This window comes from Luteitalea sp., assembly GCF_022842525.1.
GTDB lineage: Bacteria > Acidobacteriota > Vicinamibacteria > Vicinamibacterales > Vicinamibacteraceae > Luteitalea.
Window position 1 is genome coordinate 1 of the sequence record NZ_JALHPM010000063.1, and the last position, 20,574, is coordinate 20,574.

Below are 20,574 nucleotides of genomic sequence, written 5' to 3' on the forward strand. Positions count from 1 at the left end.
GACGCACGGGCGCGGCGGGCGTCGGGGGGGCTGCTGGCGCAGGCGCCGCGGCGCCACCCGGGTGCGTGGCCGCGTCGACCGGGGCCGGTCGATTGCGCGGGCGCCCGGTGTTCATCCGCCCCATCTGATGCTGGAAGTCGGGATCCCACGCAAAGGTCCCGGTGGTGTGCTGCCCCGGGATGTAGGCGAGGCCGGCGCCCGGATGCCAGGCCATCGCATGCCAGCTGTGCGCGCCATCCGACCCCGGCGACAGCCGCTGCCCCGTCGTGCCATAGCTGGCCTCGGGCGTCTCGATGGGGCGTCCGGTCTTCTGGTCGATGCCACTCGCCCACGTGACGTCCGTGAACGGCTGCGCGGAGATGAACGCTCCCGTCGCGCGATCGAGCACGTAGAAGAAGCCGTTCTTGGGCGCCTGCATCAGCACCTTGCGGACACGCCCGTCGATCTCGAGGTCGGCCAGCACGATCGGCTGGGTGCTCGCGTAGTCCCAGTTGTCGGCCGGAGTCGTCTGGTAGTGCCAGACGTACTCGCCGGTATCCGGGCGGATGGCCAGAATCGAGCAGAGATAGAGATTGTCGCCGCCGCCCGGGCTGCGCAGCTCGCGCGACCAGGGCGAGCCGTTGCCGGTGCCGATGTAGAGCAGGTCGAGTTCCGGGTCGTAGGCCATGCCGTCCCACGGCGTGCCGCCGCCCCCGTACTTCCACCACGCGCCATTCCAGGTCTTCGCGGCGCGCTCGAGCGCGGCGTTCTCGAAGCCGAGGCTCGGATCGCCAGGCACGGTCCAGAAGCGCCAGGCCTGCTTGCCGGTCTGCGCATCGTAGGCGGCGAGGAAGCCACGCACGCCGAACTCGGATCCGCTGCTGCCGGTGATGACCTTGCCCTTGATGATGCGCGGCGCACTCGTGATGCTGTAGTCGTCGGCCTTGCTCATCACCTGTGTGCTCCACACCGTGCGGCCGGTGCGGGCGTCGAGCGCGACGAGCCGGCTGTCGAGCGTGCCGACGTACACCTTGCCGTCGTGATAGGCCACGCCGCGATTGACCGGCCCGCAGCACAGACTCGGCCCGAGTCGCGTGCGCAAGCCGCGCGCGTCGGTCTTGAACGTCGGGTGAGGAATCTGCGGATCCCAGCGCCACTTCACCTTGCCCGTGCGCGCATCGACGGCCACCACCACGCTCCACGGCCCGGTGGTGTACATGGTGCCGTCGACGACGAGCGGCGATCCCTGGATCTGGCCGGGGAAGGCGTCGAGTTCGGCGCTCCACACGAGACCGAGCCTGGCCACGTTGGCAGTGGTGATCTGCGTCAACGGACTGTAGTGCGTCTCGGCGGCGTCGAGACCATACATCGCCCACGGCACGTCTGCCTTCGCCTCCTGCGTCGGCGCGACGGGTCCGCGCCCGGCGGTCAGTGTGGCGCCCGCCCAGACGGCCGCGGCGAAGAGCGTGAGGCCCCCGAGACGACGAACGTGCAGCCGAGGCATCCCTCCCAGGCGTCGACTCACTGCGCACCTGCCCGCGGGGCGGCCGGGCGCGCGGGCGCGGCCGTCATGCGCAGGCCACGCGCCGCGAACTGCTTCTCGATCGACGGTCGCAGCGACGGCAGGTGCCGCAGCGCGTTGCGGTAGTACACCTTCCGGATCACCGCATCGGGCAGGCCGAGGCCGGAGATGTGCCAGCGGCCATGACCGGGCGAGCCGCTCGGCGTGCGCACCTGCGCCGGATGCGGGAAGTACTCGTCCAGCGTCTCGAGGGCGCGCCAGTGCGGGCGCCAGAATTCATCGGCGCCGCGCGACTGACTGCCGTCGGTGCCGAAGAAGACGCGATCCTGATACTTGATGATGAATTCGCGCCACAGCCGCGGCGCGCGCCCGAGATCCTGGAACGTCGCCGAGAGCTCGATGTCGGCGTTGGGATAGGTGTCGAGGAAAGCCGCGAGCTTGGCGGGGTCGTAGTACAGCATCGCCATGTGGGCGTTGACGAAGCGGGTCTTCGGATGCTTGCGGTGCATGTGCTCGCGCGCCTTCTCGATGACCAGGTGCGACGGACCGCCGTCCTGCAGGTTGCCGGCCGTCTCACCGGGCTTGCGCCACAGGCCCGCTTCGTAGCGCTCGTTCTTCGGGCCGATCGGATAGAAGCGGCCGATCGAGTCGCTCGTGTGAATCATCACGGGCTTGTCGTACCTGGCCGCCATCGCCCACACCGCATCGAGCCGCGGGTCGTCGGCCTGGATGAACGAGCCGTCGGGGTTCTTCGCCCCCTGGCCGAGTTGCTTGGAGACCTTCATCCCCATGGCGCCGGCCTTGAAGGCCCGCTCCATCTCGGCGGCGAACCGCTCCGACCAGCCGGGTTCGTTGATGCCCTCGGCCGTGAAGGTGATGAAGTTGGCGACGCGACCGCGGTACGGCTGGCCGGCCGCCAGCACCGCGTCGAGGTCCTTCCCGGTCCCGCCATTGAGGTTGACGATGGCGCCCATGCCGATGTCGTCCATCAGGGCGATGAGCTCGTCGTAGGCGGCCTTGGACGTCAGGCCGCGCGCATGGACATGGAAATCGATGGCCGGGTACTTCGCCCGCCACACGTTCGTGCGCGGCAGCCGCAGCAGCGTCAGCGGCATCGGCGGCTGCTCTTCTCCGCTCGGGGCCCAGCCCGCCGGCGGCGCCACCTCCTCCATCGTCGGCAGCGGCGGCACCCACACGGCACCTTCCTTCACGCCGGCAGGCGCCCGCGGCTCGACCACGATGACGGGGGCAGGCGTGGCGGGGGCTTGCGCCCCCGGCTGCGCTCGCAAGGCGACCGACGTGGACGACGACCAGAGGGAGACGACGCCGACAGCGGCGATGACCGTGACGAGCACGGGAGACGAGGACCAGCGACGGTTCACGGAGGCTCCTGAGAGGGATGTTCGTGCGCATTCTGGCACGAGCCGCCACTTCGCCCCCTGTCCCCCCACCTTGTCCCCTTGTCCCTCCAGCCGTGTCCCTTGTCCCTTGCCTCCCTTGTGACTCGTCCCTCGTCCCCTTGTCCCTTGCGCTATCCGCCACTCATGATGAAGTTCTCGAGGGTACTGATGGTCGACTGCTGCTCCTCGACGACGGCGCGGACCACGTCGCCGATGGAGATGACGCCGACGAGGCGTCCCTGATCGACGACCGGCAGGTGGCGGACGCGCTTGTCGGTCATCAACGCCATGCACTGATCGCAGGTCCAGTCGACGCTGACGCTGACCACCTCGGTGGTCATCACCTCGCGAACCGTCGTGTCGTGCGAGGCCTTGCCGTGCAGCACCATCTTGCGCGCGTAGTCGCGCTCCGACAGGATGCCGACGAGGCCGCCGCCTGCGGTCACCAGGACCGCGCCGATGTTGTGGTCAGCCATGACCTTGAGGGCGTCGAGGACGGTGTCGTCCGGATCCACCGCATGGACGTCCGGCTTGCCTGCCAGCATGTGTCGCACGAGGGTCGTCATGCCTGCTCCTGCCTGTGCGCCGACGGTGTGCCCCCGCGCGTGACGCGCCAGGGGACTCGATCGCTCCGCCGCGCACCGACGGAGGAACGGGCCGACGACCGGCGCGGCCCCAGGGAGCCCGCACGGGCGGCAGCGATGGACTGTATGGCTGCGCGCACACTACGCCCCGAGGCGGATGGGGTCAAGCTCAACCACAGACGCGGCCAAGCGACAAGGGACCAGTCGACAAGTCAGGAGGGCGTCGAGGGACAGGCGACAAGGGCCAAGGGACACGATGACGCCGGACGCACCAGGCCGCTCGCGCCACCGGTGTCCCACCTTACTTGTCCGTCGTCCCTTTCCCGCCTCGCCCCTTGTCCCTTGCCTTCCTTGTGACTCGTCCCCGTGTCCCTTGTCTCTTGCGCACCCGCGGTCCCGGCGGCGACTCCAGCCAGGACTGCAGCACCGGCAGCATGGCCTTCAGTCCCGTGGCGACGCCTCGCATCCTCGTGTCGCCGACCGTGCGGATGAGTTCGCCTTCGAGGAAGGCCAGCACCGAGCGGCCGTCGCGGAAGGCGGCCTCGCCGTTGGCCGTGAGCCGGACGAGGGAGGCACGCCCGTCGGTCGGGTCGGCGACGAACTCGACCATCCCCTGCGCCTCGCAGGCCTTCAGCGTCTGCCCGACGGCGTGCTTGCTGATGTCGGCCCGGCGCGCCAGATCCGTCGATCGGATGCCGTCACGGGTGAGGAACGGCACCAGGCGCATCAGCGCCGGGCGCGCGATGCGCTCGCCAGCCTCGCGGTTGACCTGCGCCTGCGCGACCTCGTCGAGCAGGCGCGCACAGGTCATCAGGAGAGGGACGACAAGGACCTTTACCATATCGCCATGACATCGACGCCTGCCTGGCTCGACCGCGAGCAGTGGCCCTGGCCCGCCAGGTCCTGCGCCGTCCCCTCGGGCCGACTGCACTACATCGACGTCGGGGAGGGGCCGCTGGTGGTGCTCGTGCATGGCACCCCGACCTGGGGCTTCGAGTGGCGGCATGTCATCGCCGCGCTGTCCCGCACGCATCGCGTGGTCGTGCCGGATCATCTCGGCTTCGGCCTGTCCGACCGCCCCGCGGATGCCGACTATCGCCCCGAGGCGCACGCCGAACGCTTCGCGGCGTTCATGGCGCAGGTCGCCGGCGCCGACCCGGTCTCGCTCGTGGTGCACGACTTCGGCGGCCCGATCGCGCTGCCCTGGGCGCTGGCGCATCCCGACCGCCTGCGCGCGCTGACCGTCATCAACTCGTGGCTGTGGTCGTTCGAGGACGACCCGGTGATGCGGCGTCGCGCGGCCATGATCGACGGTGCGCTCGGGCGCCTCCTGTATCGCCACGCGAACGCCTCGTTGCGCCTGATCATGCCGTCGGCCTATGGTGACCGCCGCCGGCTGACGCGTGCCATCCATCAACAGTATCTGGCGGTGTTTCCCGACGCCGACGGGCGCGAGCGGGTGCTGTTCACGCTCGCCCGGGCGCTGCGGGGGTCGGGGGCGTTCTACGCCGATCTGTGGGCACGCCGCGGGCGCCTGGCTGGCGTCCCGCTGTCAATCGTCTGGGGCATGCGCGACAGCGCGTTCGGTCCGGCCATCCTCGAACGCTGGTGCGCGGCGTTCCCGGAGGCCACGGTCACACGCCTCGCCGATGCCGGTCATTGGCCGCACGAAGAGCGTCCGGAAGAGGTCATCGCGGCACTCCAACAGTTCAGTACGACGCATGACGCATGACGTTGGAGCGAACTCTGCCACGCTTCTGCGGGCGCGTTGGCGTTGCCAGCCCCGAGCTGCATTCTGAACTTTGAATCACTTTGAGTGCTGAATTACTGGATCCATCTGATCTTGTACATCTTCTCGCCGTCGAGCGTGAGGACCACATCGGGGCGACGGAACTGGATGCGGCTGGTCCACCAGTTCGGTGCGTCGGCCTGCGTGTAGGCGAGTCGGCCGGTCGGCGCGTGGATCGTCGCGCTCTTGACGTCGTGGACGTCCTTCAAGTCGGGGTCGGCGACGAAGGTGCGCGCGTCGCGGTCGAAACGCCAGACGCCCGCGTGCGTGCTGACGAGGAGTTGCGCGGATCCGGGCACTGCCGCGAGCTCGTGGCCGCCGACGTCAGGCAGCGCGTGCCGGCTGTCCAGTGCCAGCGAGGGCCGCGACGACTCCCAGGCCTCGAGGCGATAGGCCCGCAGCTCCTTCTCGCCGAGCGCCCACAGGCGCCCTCGCGCCTCGTCCCAGACCGCGCCATGTCCGGAGTACAGCTCGGTGGCGAACAGCGCGGCGCCACCCGGCGAGCGCGCATCGAACACGGCCAGTCGATTGCCCGTGCCCTCGCGCACGCTGCAGGCCAGCACCACACGATCGCCGGGCAGCAGGTCCGCCGAGTGCGCGTTGCCGCACTGTCCCCACCACCGCGTCTGGCCCGTGGCGCGATCGACGAGCGCCGCGCCGTCGCTCGACGCCGTGATCAGGATCCGCTGTCCCGCCACGGGCTTGCACTCGTCGGTCGTGGCGAACTTCGTCCGGTACTCGGCCGGCAGCTCCGGCCGGTCGGCCGCCTTCCACCGCCACACCTTGCGCGGCGTGTCGGCCACCTCCAGCACGAAGACCTCGTCCCAGCCGCAGACGAGGAGTTCCTGAGCCGCGACGGGGACGGCCAGGGTCAGCAGGAGCAGCAGCATGGTCAGGACGGGCGTCATGGCATCGACTGTATCGCGGCCTCGGGATCGGGTCACAACAGCCCGGCCTCGAGCAGGTGCCGACGCACGGCGGCAGGTCCGTCCACCTGCACCGCAGAGAAGCCCAGCGACCGCGCCGCCTCGACGTTGGCGAGACTGTCGTCGAAGAACAGCACCTGCGGCGCCGACACGCCGATCCGGTCGAGCGCGAGACGATAGATGGCCGGGTCGGGCTTGCGGACGCCAGTCTGCTGCGAGCCGATCGCGGGGTCGAACGCGCCGACCACGCCGAGGTCGGTGAGGCGTTCCCAGTGCGCGGCGTTCGAGTTGCTGAGCGCGGCCAGGCGATAGCGCGGTCTCAGGTCGTCGAGCAACGCCTCGGCCCCTGGCAGCCAGCCGCGGACCCAGGACTGCCACGCCGCCAGCAACGCCGGTGGCGGCAGGGGGATCTGCCACGCCTGCTTGAACGCCGTGAGGAACGTGTCGGTGTCGATCGTGCCGGCGCCGTAGGCGAGCGACGACGGACACGCCGCCCACCGTGCGATCAGCGCCGCCTCGTCCATCGGCGTGGGCAGCAACGTGTTCAGGTCGGCCGGCCCGGAGAAGTCGACGAGCACACCACCCAGATCGAACAGCAGGACCGAGATCGGGGACGACATCTGCGCATTATCGACGCCCACGCGTCCGTGCGGGCGCTGCGCCGCGCGACCCGCCCGCGGGACGCGCTATCATCCGCCTCCAACAGGAGGATGTGGTGCATAGAACGACCCTCAGCACGGGCGCCGCGGCGCTCGCCATCGGACTCGGGGCCGGCGCGATGCTGGCGCAGGCGCCCACCCCGCCCCCCAATCCCGCTCGAATCCCCTACGTCGTCGGCAACGCGCTCGGGTTGCCCATCGAGCCGACCACCCCGGGGCCCTTCGCGCCCATGTCGCCGAACGTCAAGGTCTACGGCGCGATCTACTCGGCCGAAAGCTGCGCCTACGACCCGGTGCGCGACCTCATCATCGTGCCCAATCGCGGCGTGCCGCAGAACGTCCAGCAGAACAACGCGTGGGTCTCGCTGCTGAACCATGACGGGTCGGTTCACACCGCGCGCTGGATCGGCGTGCAGAATCCCGGTGCGCCACGCGCGGCCCTCACGCCACCGCTCGTGCTGAACGAACCGTACGGCAGCGACGTCGCCAATGGCGTGCTCTACCTCGCCGACCGGGACGGCAGCACGAACCCGCAGGACAAGGGCGTGGCCGTCATCCGCCGCTTCACGCTCGCCACGGGCGCGCCGGCCGGCGAGACCCGCGTGCCGGCGGTCGAGTGGTTCAACGACATCGCGGTGGCCGGCGATGGCACCGTCTACGGGACGGTGACCGGCGGGGCCACCGCGGCCGATGCGGCGTCGTGGCAGGTCTGGCGCATCCCGCCGCAGGGCGAGGCCAGCATCGTCGTGCAGGGCGCTCCGCTCACGCGCCCCAACGGCATCGCCATCGACGCGCAGGGCAATCTCGTGGTCGTCAACATGCTGACGCCAGACGTGCTGACGCTGTCGCCCACGGGCGCGGTCGTGCGCACCGCGCAGGCCGCCCAGGCCGGCAACGATGGCATCGTCATCTTGCGCGACGGCACCATGTACGTGAGCAGCGTGCTGCAGGGCGGGGTGTCGCGCCTGCGCCCGGGACAGCCCGCCACGCTCATCGCGCACAACATCCCGAACGCCGCCTCGATGTGCTACGACGCGGGCGCCAACCAGCTCGTGATTCCGATGAACGCCAACAACGCGCTCGCCTTCGTGCCGCTCGGCACGCGGTAGGCGGCGACTTGCCCGACTGGTCCGAGCGCGACGCACGAGAGCGCCGCGCTCGGGTCTACCGCACGAACCCGACGCCGGCGGTGACAGTGCGCGACGATGACGACGACGACCGACAGCCCTCGCTCAGGGCGAGGCCGCCGACCACAAGAGAAACGGCGCAGACACGTGACACGAACGCGACGACGGCGGACCTGACGCCCATGGACGCACTCCTTCCGGGAAGCGGGTTTCGCGAATGACGGGTGTTCCTCTCCTTCCTATCAGCAGATCCCATCCGTGATCAAGAGGGCACTGCGCGACGGCGATGGCGGCGCGGTTCGGCGGTATGATCGGCCCTTCCCTGTCTTCCCCGGAGTTCGCGTGCACGAGTCCCAAGCCTCCACTCGGCCCCACGCCGCGGCGCAGCCGCCGGTCGACCGCCGCACCTTCGTCCAGAGCGTGACCGGCTCGCTGGCCGCCCTGTCGCTCTCGCCGCTGCCGGCCGCCGCGCAGCAGATGTCCGGCGCGGCCACGGTCGAGGCGCAGGTCACGCAGCCGAAGTGGGAGGGGCCACCCCGCCTGAAGTTCGGCGTCATCGGCCTGAACCACGGCCACATCACGGGAATGACCGACGCCGTCATGCGCGGCGGTGGCGAACTCGCGTGGGTGTACGCGAAGGAGCCGGCGCTGCTCGAGCAGTTCCGCCAGAAGTACCCCGCGGCGAAGGTCGCGCGCAGCGAAGCCGAGATCCTCGACGACGCCTCGGTCAAGGTGGTGCTGAGTGCGAGCATCCCGGCGGAGCGGGCGCCGCTCGGCATCCGCGTGATGCGCGCCGGCAAGGACTTCATCGCGGACAAGCCGGGCATCACGTCGCTCGCGCAGCTGGCCGAGGTGCGCAAGGTGCAGGCCGAGACGCGGCGCATCTACTCGATCGTGTACAGCGAGCGTTTCGAGAACCGCGCCACGGTGCGGGCCGGCGAGCTGGTCAAGGCCGGCGCGATCGGGACGGTGCTGCAGACCATCGGCCTCGGCCCCCATCGTCCGAGCTACAAGACGCGCCCGGAGTGGTTCTTCGACGTGGCCAACTACGGCGGCATCCTGACCGACATCGCGTCGCATCAGGCCGACCAGTTCCTCTTCTTCACGGGCTCGACGAAGGCCGAGGTCGTCGCCGCGCAGGCCGGTAACGTGCACACGCCGGCCTACCCGAAGTTCCAGGACTTCGGCGACATGATGCTGCGCGGCAACGGCGGGTCCGGCTACGTGCGGGTGGACTGGTTCACCCCCGACGGTCTGCCGACGTGGGGCGACGGCCGCCTCACCATCCTCGGCACCGAGGGCTTCATCGAGATCCGCAAGAACGTGGACATCGTCGGACGCCCGGGTGGCAGCCACCTGTTCCTCTCGGATCAGAAGACGACGCGGTACATCGACACGAGCAAGGTCGAACTGACGTACGGGCGCCAGGTCGTCAGCGATATCCTCGACCGCACCGAAACGGCCATGACGCAGGCCCATTGCTTCCTCGCGATGCAGTTGGTGCTCGAGGCGCAGGCGAAGGCGCAAGCACCGAAGCTGACGTAGGTGAGGCGACCGATGACGACGAGCGGCTCCGGCAGTTCCCGACGCCAGTTCCTCGGCACCGTGGCCGCGGCGACGACCGCCGTGGGGTTCCCGACCATCGTGCCGTCCTCCGTGCTCGGGGCGCAGGCCCCGAGCAACCTGATCACCGTCGGTGCCATCGGTGTCGGCCGGATCTCGCGCGGCCACGACATGCCAGGAATCTGGGCGCATGCCCAGGCCCGCATCACGGCGGTCTGCGACCTCGACGCCAGGCGGGTGGACGACGCGAAGGTGCTGGTCAACGATCACTACACCAGGGCGATCGGCAGGGCCTATGCGGGCGTGACGGGTTACGCCGACTATCGCGCGCTGCTGGCCAATCCCGACATCGATGCCGTGGTCATCAGCACGCCCGATCACTGGCACGCCGCCATCGCCATCGCGGCGGCGCAGGCCGGCAAGGACATCTACCTGCAGAAGCCGGCCTCACTGACCATCGCCGAGGGCCGCGCGCTCAGCGATGTCGTGCATCGCACGGGCGTCATCTTCCAGATCGGCAGCCAGCAGCGGTCGCAGGTGCAGTTCCGTCGCGCCTGCGAGCTCGTGCGCAACGGCCGCATCGGCCGGGTGACGTCGGTGCAGGTCGGCCTGCCTGGGGATCCAGCCGGCCCGGAGGAGCCGCCGATGCCCGTGCCGGCTCACTTCGACTACGACACCTGGCTCGGATCGACGCCGAGCGTCTACTACACCGAGAAGCGCGTGCACCCGAAGGTGGGCTACGACCGTCCAGGCTGGCTGCGCTGCGAGCAGTTCGGCGCCGGGATGATCACGGGCTGGGGCGCGCACCACATCGACACGGCGCACTGGGGCATGGGGACCGAGTACACGGGCCCCATCGAGATCTCTGGCACCGCCGAGTTTCCGAAGAGCGGCCTCTGGGATGTCCACGGCGCGTTCCGGACGGAAGCGCGGTATGCCAACGGCGTCGTCATGACCGTCAGCGGTGACTTTCCCAACGGCATCCGCTTCGAGGGGACCGAGGGCTGGATCTTCGTCTCGCGGGGCAACGACACGGTCACCGCGAGTGACCCGACGGCGCGGCTGAAGGACCCGCAAGCCCTGGCGGCGAGCGACCCGCGCATCCTCGACTCGGTGATTGGTCCCGACGGCGTCCACCTGTACAAGAGCAGCACCCACCACGGCAACTGGCTGGAGTGCATCCGGACGCGGCAGCAGCCCATCGCGCCGGTCGAGGTCGCGCATCGCGCCTGCAGCGCCTGCCTGCTCCACCACATCGCGATGAAGCTGCCGCGGCGCCTGCACTGGGATCCCCTGCGCGAGCGCTTCCGGGACGACGACGAGGCCAACGCGTTGCTGTCGCGCCCGCAGCGCCCGCCGTTCCTGCTGCCGGTGTAAGCGGTTCTTGCGTCGAGCTGAAGCTCGACGCCCACGGTCGACACGCAGTCGTCGACCGTCAGGCCGACGGGGCGCGGTCGTCCGTGGCGCGCGCCGGCAGCGGCCCGGTCGACAGCAGTCGCAGGCCGTTGAGGGTGACCAGCACCGTCGCCCCGGTGTCGGCCGCCACGGCCATCCACAGCGTGGCGTGCCCGCTGGCCGCCATCACGACGAAGGCGAGCTTGGCGGCGACGGCGATCCAGACGTTCTGCTGCACGACGCGCAGGGCCCGACGCGCGTGCCCGAGCAACCAGGGCAGCCGCAGCAGATCATCGGCGGACACCACGATGTCGGCGGTTTCGAGTGCCGCATCGGTGCTGCGCGTGCCCATCGCGATGCCGACGTCGGCCGCGGCCATGGCCAGCGTGTCGTTCACGCCATCGCCAATCATCGCCACGCGCGCGCCGCCGGTCGCCATGTCGCGGATCGCGGCGGCCTTCTCCTCCGGCAGCAAGCCCGCCAGCACGTCGTCCAGGCCGAGCCCCTGGCCCACGAGGTGGGCCGCGGCGCGGTTGTCGCCCGTCAGCAGGACCTGTCGGGCGACGCCCGCGCGACGGAGCGCCCGCACCGCGGCTTCCGCGTCGGCGCGTGGGGCATCCCGCAGACCGACCAGGGCCCAGACGGCAGCGGCGTCCCCACAGAGCACCGCGGACAGCCCCTGACCTTCGAGGACTGCGACCCGCGCCTGCAGCGCGGCCGTGTCGACGTGATGCCGATGCGCCAGCCGGTAGCTGCCGATCCAGAACAACTGCCCATCCACGAGGCCCTCGGCGCCGGAGCCGGGCATGGCCTGGACGTCTGCCGCGGCATGCGCGTCGACGCCCTGCGCCCTGGCGTAGGCCACGATGGCTCGCGCCAGCGGATGCTCGCTGCGGCACTCCACGGCCAACAGGCGAGCCAGCACCTCTGCGGCGCCGTGAGGCGCGACCGGCTCGAGGACCTCCACGACGGGTTCGCCTCGAGTGACCACGCCGGTCTTGTCGAAGGCCACCGTCGTCGTTCGCGCGAGGGCCTCCAGGGCGTCGCCCCCCTTGACCAGCACGCCGACCCGGGCCGCCGAGGCGAGGGCCGCGACGATGGTGACGGGCGTGGAGATGACCAGCGCGCACGGGCAGGCGATCAGGGTGGTGACGAGCCCTCGGTAGAACCACTCGATCCAGGGCCCCATCCCGAGCAGGGGCGGGACGATGGCCACCGCCAGGGCGACGGCGATCACCGTCGGGGTGTAGTACCGCGCGAAGCGCTCGATCCACTGCTCGGTGCTGGTGCGCCGGAGTCGGGCGGCTTCGACCAGCGCCACCATCCGCGCGATGCTGCTCTCGGCCGCGCGACGCGTGACGCGCACCTCGAGGGCCCCGCTGCCGTTGAGCGTCCCGGCGAAGACCGGGTCACCGGGATGCTTGAGCACGGGCACGGACTCGCCGCTGAGTGCCGCCTCGTCCACCGAGGACAGCCCGCCGACAATCTCGCCATCGACGGGCACACGCTCGCCAGGACGCACGACCACCGTCGCGCCTGGCTGCACGTGCTCGACGGGCATGCGGTGCTCGTGGTCGTAATGCAGCACGTTGGCGTGGTGCGGGGTGAGCCGCATGAGGCTGGTGACCGCCTGCCGGGCGCGCGTCGTGCTCCACGCCTCGAGCGCGTTGGCGACCGCGAAGAGGGAGGCGACCGTGGCGCCTTCGGACCATTCACCGAGGACGGTGGCCCCGAGGATGGCCACGATGACCAGGACGTTCATGTCGAGGCGTCCCAGTCGAGCGGCACGCCACGCCCTGGGCAGCGTCGTGACCAGGCCCGCCCCCGCCGCCAGCGCATACAGGGCCATCGGCACCGGGTGGACGGCGCCGTCATGCCCCTCCCCGCTCAGCGCCTGCCAGAGACTGCCGGACTCCACCACCTGCCACGCCATCGCCAGCAGCAGCGCGGTGCCGCTCGCCGCCGCCAACCAGATGCGCGTCGTTCCGGGGGCGCCGTCGCCGGTCACCTCACTCCACGGTTCGGCACGCATGCCGAGGGCGGCGATGGCCTGCTCGATCTGCCCGGATGCGGCGATGTCCGGAGCGGCACGCAGGACGAGGCGCTCGGCCAGTATGTCGAACTGCAGGTCCGAGACGCCGGGGACGGCGTCCAGTGCCTGCTGGACGAGGCGCACTTCCTCGGCGCAATGCAGGCCGAGGACCCGATAGGCACGCGTGGTCATGCGACGGGGCTCGGGCGAGGTGGCGACGATGGCTCGCCAGACTCACTTCGACACTTGAACGATTGTGCAAGTGATGAGACCATGGCGGCGTGTCCGACCGCTCGACCACCCCCGACGCGCACTGCCATCCGGGCGACCACCCGGGACCGTCGGGGTTGACCGCAGCGCCGGCCGCGATCGAGCGGGCCGCCCGCCTGCTCCGGGCCATCGCCGACGATGGCCGGCTCCGCCTGCTGGCGCGCCTCGCGGACGGTCCCCACTGCGTGACCGCGCTGGCCACGGCCGAGGGCGACAGTCTGTCCACGGTCTCGCAACGCCTTCGTGTCCTGCGCGCGGAGCACCTGCTGGTGCGCCGCCGCGAGGGTCGTCACATCACCTACGCGCTGGCGGACGAACACGTGCTGGACATCGTCCGCAGTGCGCTGGCCCACGCCAGCGAAGGCATCTGACACACCACGACCACGCGGCACGCGCCGCTCCAACGAGAAGGGATCAGAGTGATGCATGACCATCGGATTCACACGGACCACACCCATGTGCATGGCCCGGGCTGCGGGCACACCGCCGTCCAGCACGACGGACACACGGATTACCTCCATGACGGGCACCTGCACCATCCGCACGAGTCGCATGTGGACGAGCACGTGCTGGCCGTGAGCGGCGCCAATCCCGCCGCCTGCACGCCCGATCACGCGTGCGGCGGACATGCGACGGACCATCGCCATGGACCCGGGTGCGGGCACGAGGCCGTGCCGCACGGTGACCACGTGGACTACCTCGTGGACGGCCACCTCCATCATCCCCACGAGTCGCACTGCGACGACCACGGCGTCCTGACGCTGGCCTGACACGCCGCTGACGTCAGCCGGGAGGGTCCGCGCTTGGCCTCGCATCCTCCCCCCGGCCGACGACCGCAAGTGCGGCGTGCCATCGTCTGCGCTCGCACGCCGCTAGACCACCTGATTCCGTTCGGTGGACGAAGACCCCGGTCGGACGGCTGTACCCCGACCACGAATGGTCGACCCTCGCTCGCATCGCGCAGCTGTCCGCGCGCGGCCCCCTGCCCCCGAGTCCCGCGACCGTCCCGGTCACCGGGCGACGACAGCGATCACGCCAACCACGGCAGCCGCCAGCGCCGCGACCGCCCTCGCTCCCTCGCTGCATCGGCAGATGAGTCCCATGGGGCCGCACGGTAGACCCTCCGCGCGCGTCGCCCCAAGGGCATCACGACCAATGGTCGACTCCACCGATGGACCGCCGTCTGGCGACCACCAGTGGTTCACGGCCGCCCGGTCACGGCAGGCGTCGTGGATGTGGCCGCGCCGCCCGGCCGCAGCGCGTCGCGTACCAGCGCCACCGCTCCCGGCTTGCCCTCACCGATGAACCTGGCGCGCAGCACGCGATAGCGTTCGAGCACGGGCCGGGCGCGCGCCTCGATGGCGAGTTCCGCCGCCGAGTCGACCGCCCCCCTGGGCCGCGCCCACACGAACTGGTTCGTGGCGTTGCCGAACGTGGGCACACTGCGGAAATCGCGCACGACGAAGGTCCCGGTCCGCTCCTGCGATGCCGCCGCGTCGACGAAGAAGTCCACCGCGGCGTCCGGGTAGCCGAACAGCCACCCGTAGCCACGGAACCGGACCGCGGGCTCGGCGACCTCGATGGTGAGCAGGGTCTCGCCCACCGGCAGCGTCGGCGTCAGGCCGAGGGCCGTGAAGAAGGTCGGCTGCCGACGCATCAGTGCGGCAACCGCCCGCTGACGCCCGACCCACGCGTGGAAGGTGCGCTTGCCGTCGTAGACGCGCGTGAAGGCCTGCAGTCCGGCCTGTACGTCGTCGTCACAGTGCCACGTGGCCAGCACGCGGCGCATGGCCTCGATGGCGGTGGGATCCGGCGTGGCGACCACGATCTCCTGGCGCTCGAAGCCTGAGCTGACCGGCTTGATGTCGGACAGGATCGTGTAGAGCGCCTCGGAGTCCAGGGCCTTCAGCAGCAGTCGCTCGTTGAGCTGTCGTTCCTCTTCGGTGAGGTCGTCGGTCGGAAAGCAGGGGCGCACGGCCGCGGGCACGGCGACGGGCTGTGGCGGGCGACTCGCGCACCCGGCGAGCATCGTCAAGACACACACGGTCGCGGCGCGACACATCACGAGGGGCATCCGCGCAGCCTGCCGCAGCGCCCGCGACGAGGTCAGGCCGAACTTCACCAGTGGTCGCTCAGCCCCCATGAACGACCATCCGTGTCTGCGGGCCACGCGTTGGTGAGGTGAGGCTCGGTGCCGGCACGCAGCTGTCGGATGGTGGGGCGTCATGTTCTGCACACATCCTGCCCGTGCCTTCCTCGCCAGCGTCCTGTTGCTGGTGTCCTGCACTCCTCTCCTCGCCCAATCGGCGACCGGCAGCCTGGCCGGGCGCGTCACCGACAGTTCGGCGGCCGCGGTGCCCGGGGCCGCGATCGTGGCCAGCAGCCTGTCCACCGGCCTGGCGCGCGACACGACGAGCCGGGACGATGGGACGTTCGTCCTGGTCGGCCTCACACCCGGTCGCTATCGCGTGGAAGCCCGCCTGGCCGGGTTCCGGATGGCCGTGCTGGAACGGGTGGTGGTCAGCGTCGACACGCGAACCACGGTCGACCTCCGCCTCGAGCCCGGCGACATCGCGGAGACGGTCACGGTGGCAGGCACGTCCCTGGTCGATCGCGCCTCGCCTGGCGTGGGCACACTCGTCGATCGGCAGTTCGTCGAGAACCTGCCGCTGAACGGGCGCAGCTTCCAGACCCTGCTCGAGCTGACGCCGGGCGTGGTGCTGACCAAGCCGTCGCTGACCTCGCCGGGCCAGTTCTCGGTGAACGGCCAGCGCGGCAATGCGAACTACTTCATGGTGGACGGGGTGAGCGCCAACGTCGGCACGAGCGTCAACGCCCAGTTCTCGCAGCAGGCCTCGGGCTCACTGCCGGGGCTGACGGTGACCGGCGGCACCAACGCGCTGGTCTCGGTCGATGCGCTCGAGGAGTTCAAGGTGCAGACCTCCGGCTATGCCCCCGAGTTCGGTCGCTCTCCGGGCGGTCAGGTCTCGCTCGTGACGCGGTCGGGCGGCAATCGCCTGACCGGATCGGCCTTCGACTTCATCCGCCACGACGCCCTCGACGCCAACGACTGGTTCAACAACCGCAACGGCGTCGAGAAGCTGGAGTTGCGCCAGCAGCAGTTCGGCGGCGTGCTGGGTGGCCCCGTGGTGCTGCCCGGCTACGATGGCCGTGGGCGCACGTTCTTCTTCGCCTCGTATGAAGGCCTGCGCCTCACGCAGCCGCAGGATGTCTCGTTCGCCGTCGTCCCCTCGATCGAGGCACGTCAGCGGGCCACGGGGATCGTCGGTGAGCTGTTCAACGCCTTCCCGCTGCCCGATACGCCATCGGAGCCGGGTGACCCCGCGCTGACGGGACGCTATCGCGTCGCCGTGTCCTTCCCGTCTCGGTTCGATGCCACCAGCGTCCGCCTGGATCAGCAGCTCGGGGCGGTGCGGCTGTTCGGTCGCTGGAACCACGCGCCGTCCAGTTTCGAACAGCGGACCTTCGCCAACGGCCAGAACGGCTTCGCCCTCGACACGACGACGACCACGGTGGGCAGCACGTGGACGCAGGGGGCGCGGCTGGTGCACGACACGCGCCTCAACCTGAGCCGCTCCCGCGGCCTCTTCGAGTTCAGCGTCGAACCGGTGGGCGGTGCGGTGCTGCCCGATCTGGCCGCCCTGTACCCGTCGTTCGCCTCACGCGACACGTCGCGTCTCAATGTGCAGCTGACGGCCGGCATGCCGTTCGTGCAGGGCCGATCGCCGGCCAACTTCACCATCGGCAAGAGTCTCGGCAACGCCCAGCGCCAGGTCAACCTGGTGCACACCTCGACCTACGTCGCCGGTCGCCACGAGCTGAAGGCTGGCGTGGACTGGCGGCGCCTGACGCCGCAGTCGGACTTCAGCACGTACGGTTTCACCTACGTGTTCCGCAGCGTCGAAGAGGCCCTGGCCACGGGTGCGCCGTTCAGCGCCCAGGTCCAGGCCTTCTCGCCCGAGACGCGCTTCGGCATCGACAACGTCTCGTGGTTCCTGCAGGACCACTGGCGCGTCCACCCGCGCGTGACGCTGACCTATGGCGCGCGGCAGGAGATCAACCCGGCGCCCGAGGGAGACCCGCTGCTGCCGTTCACGTTCGACGGCCTCGACGATCCACTGACAATGACGCTCGCACCGGCCGGCACCCGCGCATTCGACACCGGCCTGGGCTACGTGGCGCCACGCGTCGGTGCGGCCTGGGTGGTGTCGGACTCGGGGAATCTCGTCGTCCGTGGAGGGTTCGGCCTCTACTACGACCTGGGCACGGGGACGGCGCTGCGGGGGTTCACCGGCTTCCCGTACAACTCGGTGCGCAGCCTGCCGTCGCCTGGCCCGCTGCCGCTCAGCGACGCCACGCTGGCGCCGACGCCGTTCAACAGCGCACCGCCCTACGCCGCGCAGTTCTTCGTCACCGACCGCGATCTCTCCCTGCCCTACACGCGACACTTCAACGTCAGCGTGGAGAAGGGGCTCGGCCGTCACCAGTCGGTGACCCTCAGCTACGTCGGCGCCCAGGGGCGCGACCTGCTGCGCACCGAGGTGTTCCGCAACCAGCCCGCGAACGCCACGCTGGGCACGCCGGCGATCACCCAGCTGAACCCGGCGCTGTTCTCGACGGCGGCCGTCGTCTCGCGCACGCGCAACACGGCCGTCTCGAACTACCACGCCCTCCAGGTGCAGTACCAGCGTCGGCTCCATCGCGGCGTGCAGGCGCTGCTGTCCTATACGCTGGCCGAGGCCACCGACACCATCTCCGACGAAACGCAGGCGGGCATCCCGACGGGAGGCCTGGCCGGCTTCCCCATCCCCGACGACATCGACCGGGGGCCGAGCGACTTCGACGTCCGGCACAACGTCGTCGGCTCGGTGACCTGGGACCTGCCGTCGCCCGCCGCCGGCCTGTCCCGCGCCGTGCTGGGCGGCTGGGGCGTCGATCTGATCGGCCGCTATCGATCGGCGACGCCGATCACCGTGCTCACCAACGTCGTCGACCCGTTGAACGTGGCCTCGAGCCGACGCGTCGATCTCGTCCCCGGCGTCCCGACCTGGCTGGACGACCCGTCGGTGCCAGGCGGGCGTCGGCTGAACCGCGACGCCTTCGCCGTCCCCGCGGTGGGGCAACAGGGTTCGCTCGGGCGCAACGTGCTGCGGAGCTTTCCGCTGCGGCAGGTCGATGCGTCGCTGCGGCGGACGTTCGCGCTCGCCGCGGGCGCGCGCCTGCAGGTACGCCTGGACGCGTTCAACGTCATGAACACGCCGAACTTCGGCGACCCGGTCACGACCCTCTCGACGTCGCCGCAGTTCGGCCAGGCGACCGGCATGGCGGTGACGCAACTTGGTGGCGCCTCGAGTGGCGTGGGACTGAACCGGCTGTATCAGGTCGGTCGGCCGAGAAGTCTGCAGGGGTCGGTGCGCGTGAGCTTCTGACCACCCGGCGCGCCAGGCGGCGCGGCGTCCGTGCGACCATCGGCGCATGACGCCGCAGGAACTCCGGACCCTCGTCGACTACCACTACTGGGCACTCGACCGCCTGCTCGCGGCGGTCGAGCGCCTCACGCCCGATGAGTTCACGCGCGACCTCGGCAACAGCTTCCCGTCGGTGCGTGACACGGTCGCGCACCTGCAGGGCGCCGAGTGGATCTGGATCAGTCGCTTTCGCGGCGAGACGCCGTCGGCAGGCCTGCCGCTCGACCGCTTCGCCGATGTCGCGGCCGCCCGTGCCGCCTGGCGTGACACCGAGCGCGATCTGCGCACCCTGGTCGACGCGCTGGACGACGACGGCACCGCGCAGCCGCTGTCGTATCGCCTGCTGAATGGCACGACCGGCGTCAGCCGCGTCGACGAGACCGTGCTGCACCTCGTGAACCACGGCACCTACCATCGCGGCCAGGTGACGACGATGCTGCGACAGCTCGGGGCGGCGCCGCCGGCGTCGATGGACTTCATCGCCTTCTGCCGGGAGCGGGACGCCCGCTACTGACCCAGCCCCGCCCCGAGTTGCATGTTGCTCCACTGAGTCGGGGAGTAGTCGAGCGGCCGCGTCATGGCGTTGACGAGCACCAGGGGGTTCGGCAGGGGCACGCCCCAGACACCGATCGGCGGGTTCTCGGCCGGCGTCCCCATGATGGTGGTGCCCGCGTTCTGCTCGGCCGCCGGGAGCACGCCCGTCGCGCAGGCCGTGGCCATCGGATGACACAGGCCGAGGTTGTGCCCGAGTTCGTGCATCAGCACGCCAGCCTGGTAGGCCTTGATGTCCGGCATCCAGTCCAGCAGCCTGGACAGGGCCACGAGGACGTTGCCGCCGGAGTTGCCGGGGAACTCCGCGCATCCGAAGGCGAGCCCGTTGCACTCCACCTGCTCTCGCGTGAGCAGCGCGAAGTAGGCGAACGTGCGGCGATTGCCGACGGTGACGTTCAGATCGCGAAGGGTCCGGGCCTGAGCCAGCGTCACGTTCGTGCCATCGGCGACGGCGCTGCCACCCGTCCCGGTCATCAGACCGCCCACCCCCGACTTGCCGTTGAGCTGCCCATCGTCGATGTGCATGGCAATTCCGCGCTCGGCGAAGCGACTCCTGAGCAGCTCGCGAGACGACGCCGACAGGGCGCTGGACGCGTGGGTGTGGCCGACGATCATGAACAGGTCTGCGCGTCCGGGCCGCGGATCCCCGATGCCGTCGAACCCGGCCGAGAGCTGCGCCTCATCGCGCTCGCGAATGCCATCGCCATCGCTGTCCCCGTCAGCGCTGTCCGGCGTGGGATCGGCAAACTGGCTGAGCGAGGATGCGAAGGTGAGCGTCGCGGATCCGAGTGTCACCGAGAATGTCGCCTCGCGGTTCTGCCACTCGACGATCCCGGTCCCGACGTCGACGGGCGCGCCTGCCGTCACCCGCTGCACGACGACCGGCGCCCGAAACGTCGCTCGCTGTTCCGGCAACTCGAGCAGGTTGGTGCCGATGGTGCGGGTTGCCACCGGGAAGCCGAGCGCCGTCGGGGTCCCGACATTCGCGGGGCCGACGGCGATGGTGGCGTCCAGCGCCGGTGACAGCGGGAATCGCACCTCGTCGACCACCACGCGGAACTGGCCCGGGAGAGGGAACGCACCGGAGACGAGCGTCAGCACGATGGCCTGATTGGTGGCGTTGGTGAACCACCCATCCTCATCGTCGTCACGCACGTTCTCGGCGATGGGTGCCAGGGCGCACCCGTGCAGCCCTGCCAGCACCAGTGCGATGGCCAGACGACCATGGGGCCGACTCGGTGTCTCGATCATGGATTCCACCTCGCGGCGCAAGGCCGCAGATACCTT

Annotated in this window: 17 protein-coding genes; 8 read left to right on the forward strand and 9 right to left on the reverse strand. The window is 70.3% G+C overall.

Annotated features, from left to right (window positions below):
- The 4 genes from Q0C41_RS14120 to Q0C41_RS14135 form a co-directional block, all read right to left on the reverse strand.
- On the reverse strand, positions 1–1,483 hold a 1,483-nt coding region (locus tag Q0C41_RS14120), incomplete at its 3' end, for a PQQ-dependent dehydrogenase, methanol/ethanol family (RefSeq protein WP_291984429.1).
- Between the two features lie 17 nt (positions 1,484–1,500).
- On the reverse strand, positions 1,501–2,883 hold the full coding sequence (locus tag Q0C41_RS14125; RefSeq protein ID WP_291984430.1) for an amidohydrolase family protein: 1,383 nt from the start codon (positions 2,881–2,883) through the stop codon (positions 1,501–1,503).
- 149 nt (positions 2,884–3,032) lie between these two features.
- On the reverse strand, positions 3,033–3,467 hold the full coding sequence (locus Q0C41_RS14130; protein WP_291984431.1) for a CBS domain-containing protein: 435 nt from the start codon (positions 3,465–3,467) through the stop codon (positions 3,033–3,035).
- A 319-nt stretch (positions 3,468–3,786) separates the two neighbouring features.
- A complete protein-coding gene (locus Q0C41_RS14135) occupies positions 3,787–4,296 on the reverse strand; it encodes a MarR family winged helix-turn-helix transcriptional regulator (RefSeq protein WP_291984432.1) in 510 nt (169 codons plus the stop codon).
- Between the two features lie 36 nt (positions 4,297–4,332).
- Here Q0C41_RS14135 and Q0C41_RS14140 point away from each other — a divergent pair, with 36 nt between their 5' ends.
- A complete protein-coding gene (locus tag Q0C41_RS14140) occupies positions 4,333–5,217 on the forward strand; it encodes an alpha/beta fold hydrolase (protein ID WP_291984433.1) in 885 nt (294 codons plus the stop codon).
- A 92-nt stretch (positions 5,218–5,309) separates the two neighbouring features.
- Here Q0C41_RS14140 and Q0C41_RS14145 read toward each other — a convergent pair whose 3' ends face one another.
- Together Q0C41_RS14145 and Q0C41_RS14150 are read right to left on the reverse strand one after the other, a co-directional pair.
- Entirely contained in the window at positions 5,310–6,182 is an 873-nt protein-coding gene (locus Q0C41_RS14145) for a DUF6528 family protein (RefSeq protein ID WP_291984434.1), read from the reverse strand.
- A gap of 32 nt (positions 6,183–6,214) precedes the next feature.
- Positions 6,215–6,820, reverse strand: a complete 606-nt coding sequence (locus Q0C41_RS14150) for an HAD family phosphatase (protein ID WP_291984435.1) — start codon at positions 6,818–6,820, stop codon at positions 6,215–6,217.
- Between the two features lie 95 nt (positions 6,821–6,915).
- Here Q0C41_RS14150 and Q0C41_RS14155 point away from each other — a divergent pair, with 95 nt between their 5' ends.
- From Q0C41_RS14155 to Q0C41_RS14165, 3 genes are all read left to right on the forward strand, one after another.
- Entirely contained in the window at positions 6,916–7,968 is a 1,053-nt protein-coding gene (locus Q0C41_RS14155) for a hypothetical protein (RefSeq protein ID WP_291984436.1), read from the forward strand.
- Positions 7,969–8,328: 360 nt separating this feature from the next.
- Complete coding sequence (locus Q0C41_RS14160; protein ID WP_291984437.1) at positions 8,329–9,531, forward strand: Gfo/Idh/MocA family oxidoreductase; 1,203 nt, start codon at positions 8,329–8,331, stop codon at positions 9,529–9,531.
- A gap of 12 nt (positions 9,532–9,543) precedes the next feature.
- Positions 9,544–10,926, forward strand: a complete 1,383-nt coding sequence (locus Q0C41_RS14165) for a Gfo/Idh/MocA family oxidoreductase (RefSeq protein WP_291984438.1) — start codon at positions 9,544–9,546, stop codon at positions 10,924–10,926.
- 58 nt (positions 10,927–10,984) lie between these two features.
- On the opposite strand, the gene Q0C41_RS14170 is transcribed toward Q0C41_RS14165, so the two are convergent.
- Entirely contained in the window at positions 10,985–13,168 is a 2,184-nt protein-coding gene (locus Q0C41_RS14170; RefSeq protein WP_291984439.1) for a cation-translocating P-type ATPase, read from the reverse strand.
- A gap of 89 nt (positions 13,169–13,257) precedes the next feature.
- Here Q0C41_RS14170 and Q0C41_RS14175 point away from each other — a divergent pair, with 89 nt between their 5' ends.
- Positions 13,258–13,617, forward strand: coding sequence for a metalloregulator ArsR/SmtB family transcription factor (locus tag Q0C41_RS14175; protein ID WP_291984440.1), 360 nt, complete (start codon positions 13,258–13,260; stop codon positions 13,615–13,617).
- 51 nt (positions 13,618–13,668) lie between these two features.
- The gene (locus Q0C41_RS14180) at positions 13,669–14,016 is read left to right on the forward strand and encodes a hypothetical protein (RefSeq protein ID WP_291984441.1); all 348 of its coding nucleotides are present in this window, start codon (positions 13,669–13,671) and stop codon (positions 14,014–14,016) included.
- 431 nt (positions 14,017–14,447) lie between these two features.
- Here the strand turns inward: Q0C41_RS14180 and Q0C41_RS14185 are convergent, their stop codons facing one another.
- Complete coding sequence (locus Q0C41_RS14185) at positions 14,448–15,389, reverse strand: hypothetical protein (protein ID WP_291984442.1); 942 nt, start codon at positions 15,387–15,389, stop codon at positions 14,448–14,450.
- An 82-nt stretch (positions 15,390–15,471) separates the two neighbouring features.
- On the opposite strand from Q0C41_RS14185, the gene Q0C41_RS14190 reads away from it, so the two are divergent.
- The gene (locus Q0C41_RS14190) at positions 15,472–18,696 is read left to right on the forward strand and encodes a TonB-dependent receptor (protein ID WP_291984443.1); all 3,225 of its coding nucleotides are present in this window, start codon (positions 15,472–15,474) and stop codon (positions 18,694–18,696) included.
- 46 nt (positions 18,697–18,742) lie between these two features.
- Positions 18,743–19,249 (forward strand): DinB family protein, encoded by a 507-nt coding sequence (locus Q0C41_RS14195; RefSeq protein ID WP_291984444.1) that lies wholly within the window; start codon positions 18,743–18,745, stop codon positions 19,247–19,249.
- On the opposite strand, the gene Q0C41_RS14200 is transcribed toward Q0C41_RS14195, so the two are convergent.
- Complete coding sequence (locus Q0C41_RS14200) at positions 19,243–20,538, reverse strand: hypothetical protein (protein ID WP_291984445.1); 1,296 nt, start codon at positions 20,536–20,538, stop codon at positions 19,243–19,245. The two genes, Q0C41_RS14195 and Q0C41_RS14200, sit on opposite strands and share 7 nt — an antisense overlap.
- Positions 20,539–20,574: the final 36 nt, after the last annotated feature.

Bases quoted from the DNA above. Each gene is read 5' to 3' on its own strand.
- Q0C41_RS14190 (WP_291984443.1), top strand. From the start codon at position 15,472: ATGTTCTGCACACATCCTGCCCGTGCCTTCCTCGCCAGCGTCCTGTTG.
- Q0C41_RS14130 (WP_291984431.1), bottom strand. From the start codon at position 3,467: ATGACGACCCTCGTGCGACACATGCTGGCAGGCAAGCCGGACGTCCAT.
- Q0C41_RS14145 (WP_291984434.1), bottom strand. From the start codon at position 6,182: ATGACGCCCGTCCTGACCATGCTGCTGCTCCTGCTGACCCTGGCCGTC.
- Q0C41_RS14140 (WP_291984433.1), top strand. From the start codon at position 4,333: ATGACATCGACGCCTGCCTGGCTCGACCGCGAGCAGTGGCCCTGGCCC.
- Q0C41_RS14180 (WP_291984441.1), top strand. From the start codon at position 13,669: ATGCATGACCATCGGATTCACACGGACCACACCCATGTGCATGGCCCG.
- Q0C41_RS14150 (WP_291984435.1), bottom strand. From the start codon at position 6,820: ATGTCGTCCCCGATCTCGGTCCTGCTGTTCGATCTGGGTGGTGTGCTC.
- Q0C41_RS14195 (WP_291984444.1), top strand. From the start codon at position 18,743: ATGACGCCGCAGGAACTCCGGACCCTCGTCGACTACCACTACTGGGCA.
- Q0C41_RS14165 (WP_291984438.1), top strand. From the start codon at position 9,544: ATGACGACGAGCGGCTCCGGCAGTTCCCGACGCCAGTTCCTCGGCACC.
- Q0C41_RS14135 (WP_291984432.1), bottom strand. From the start codon at position 4,296: ATGACCTGTGCGCGCCTGCTCGACGAGGTCGCGCAGGCGCAGGTCAAC.
- Q0C41_RS14200 (WP_291984445.1), bottom strand. From the start codon at position 20,538: ATGATCGAGACACCGAGTCGGCCCCATGGTCGTCTGGCCATCGCACTG.
- Q0C41_RS14185 (WP_291984442.1), bottom strand. From the start codon at position 15,389: ATGGGGGCTGAGCGACCACTGGTGAAGTTCGGCCTGACCTCGTCGCGG.
- Q0C41_RS14170 (WP_291984439.1), bottom strand. From the start codon at position 13,168: ATGACCACGCGTGCCTATCGGGTCCTCGGCCTGCATTGCGCCGAGGAA.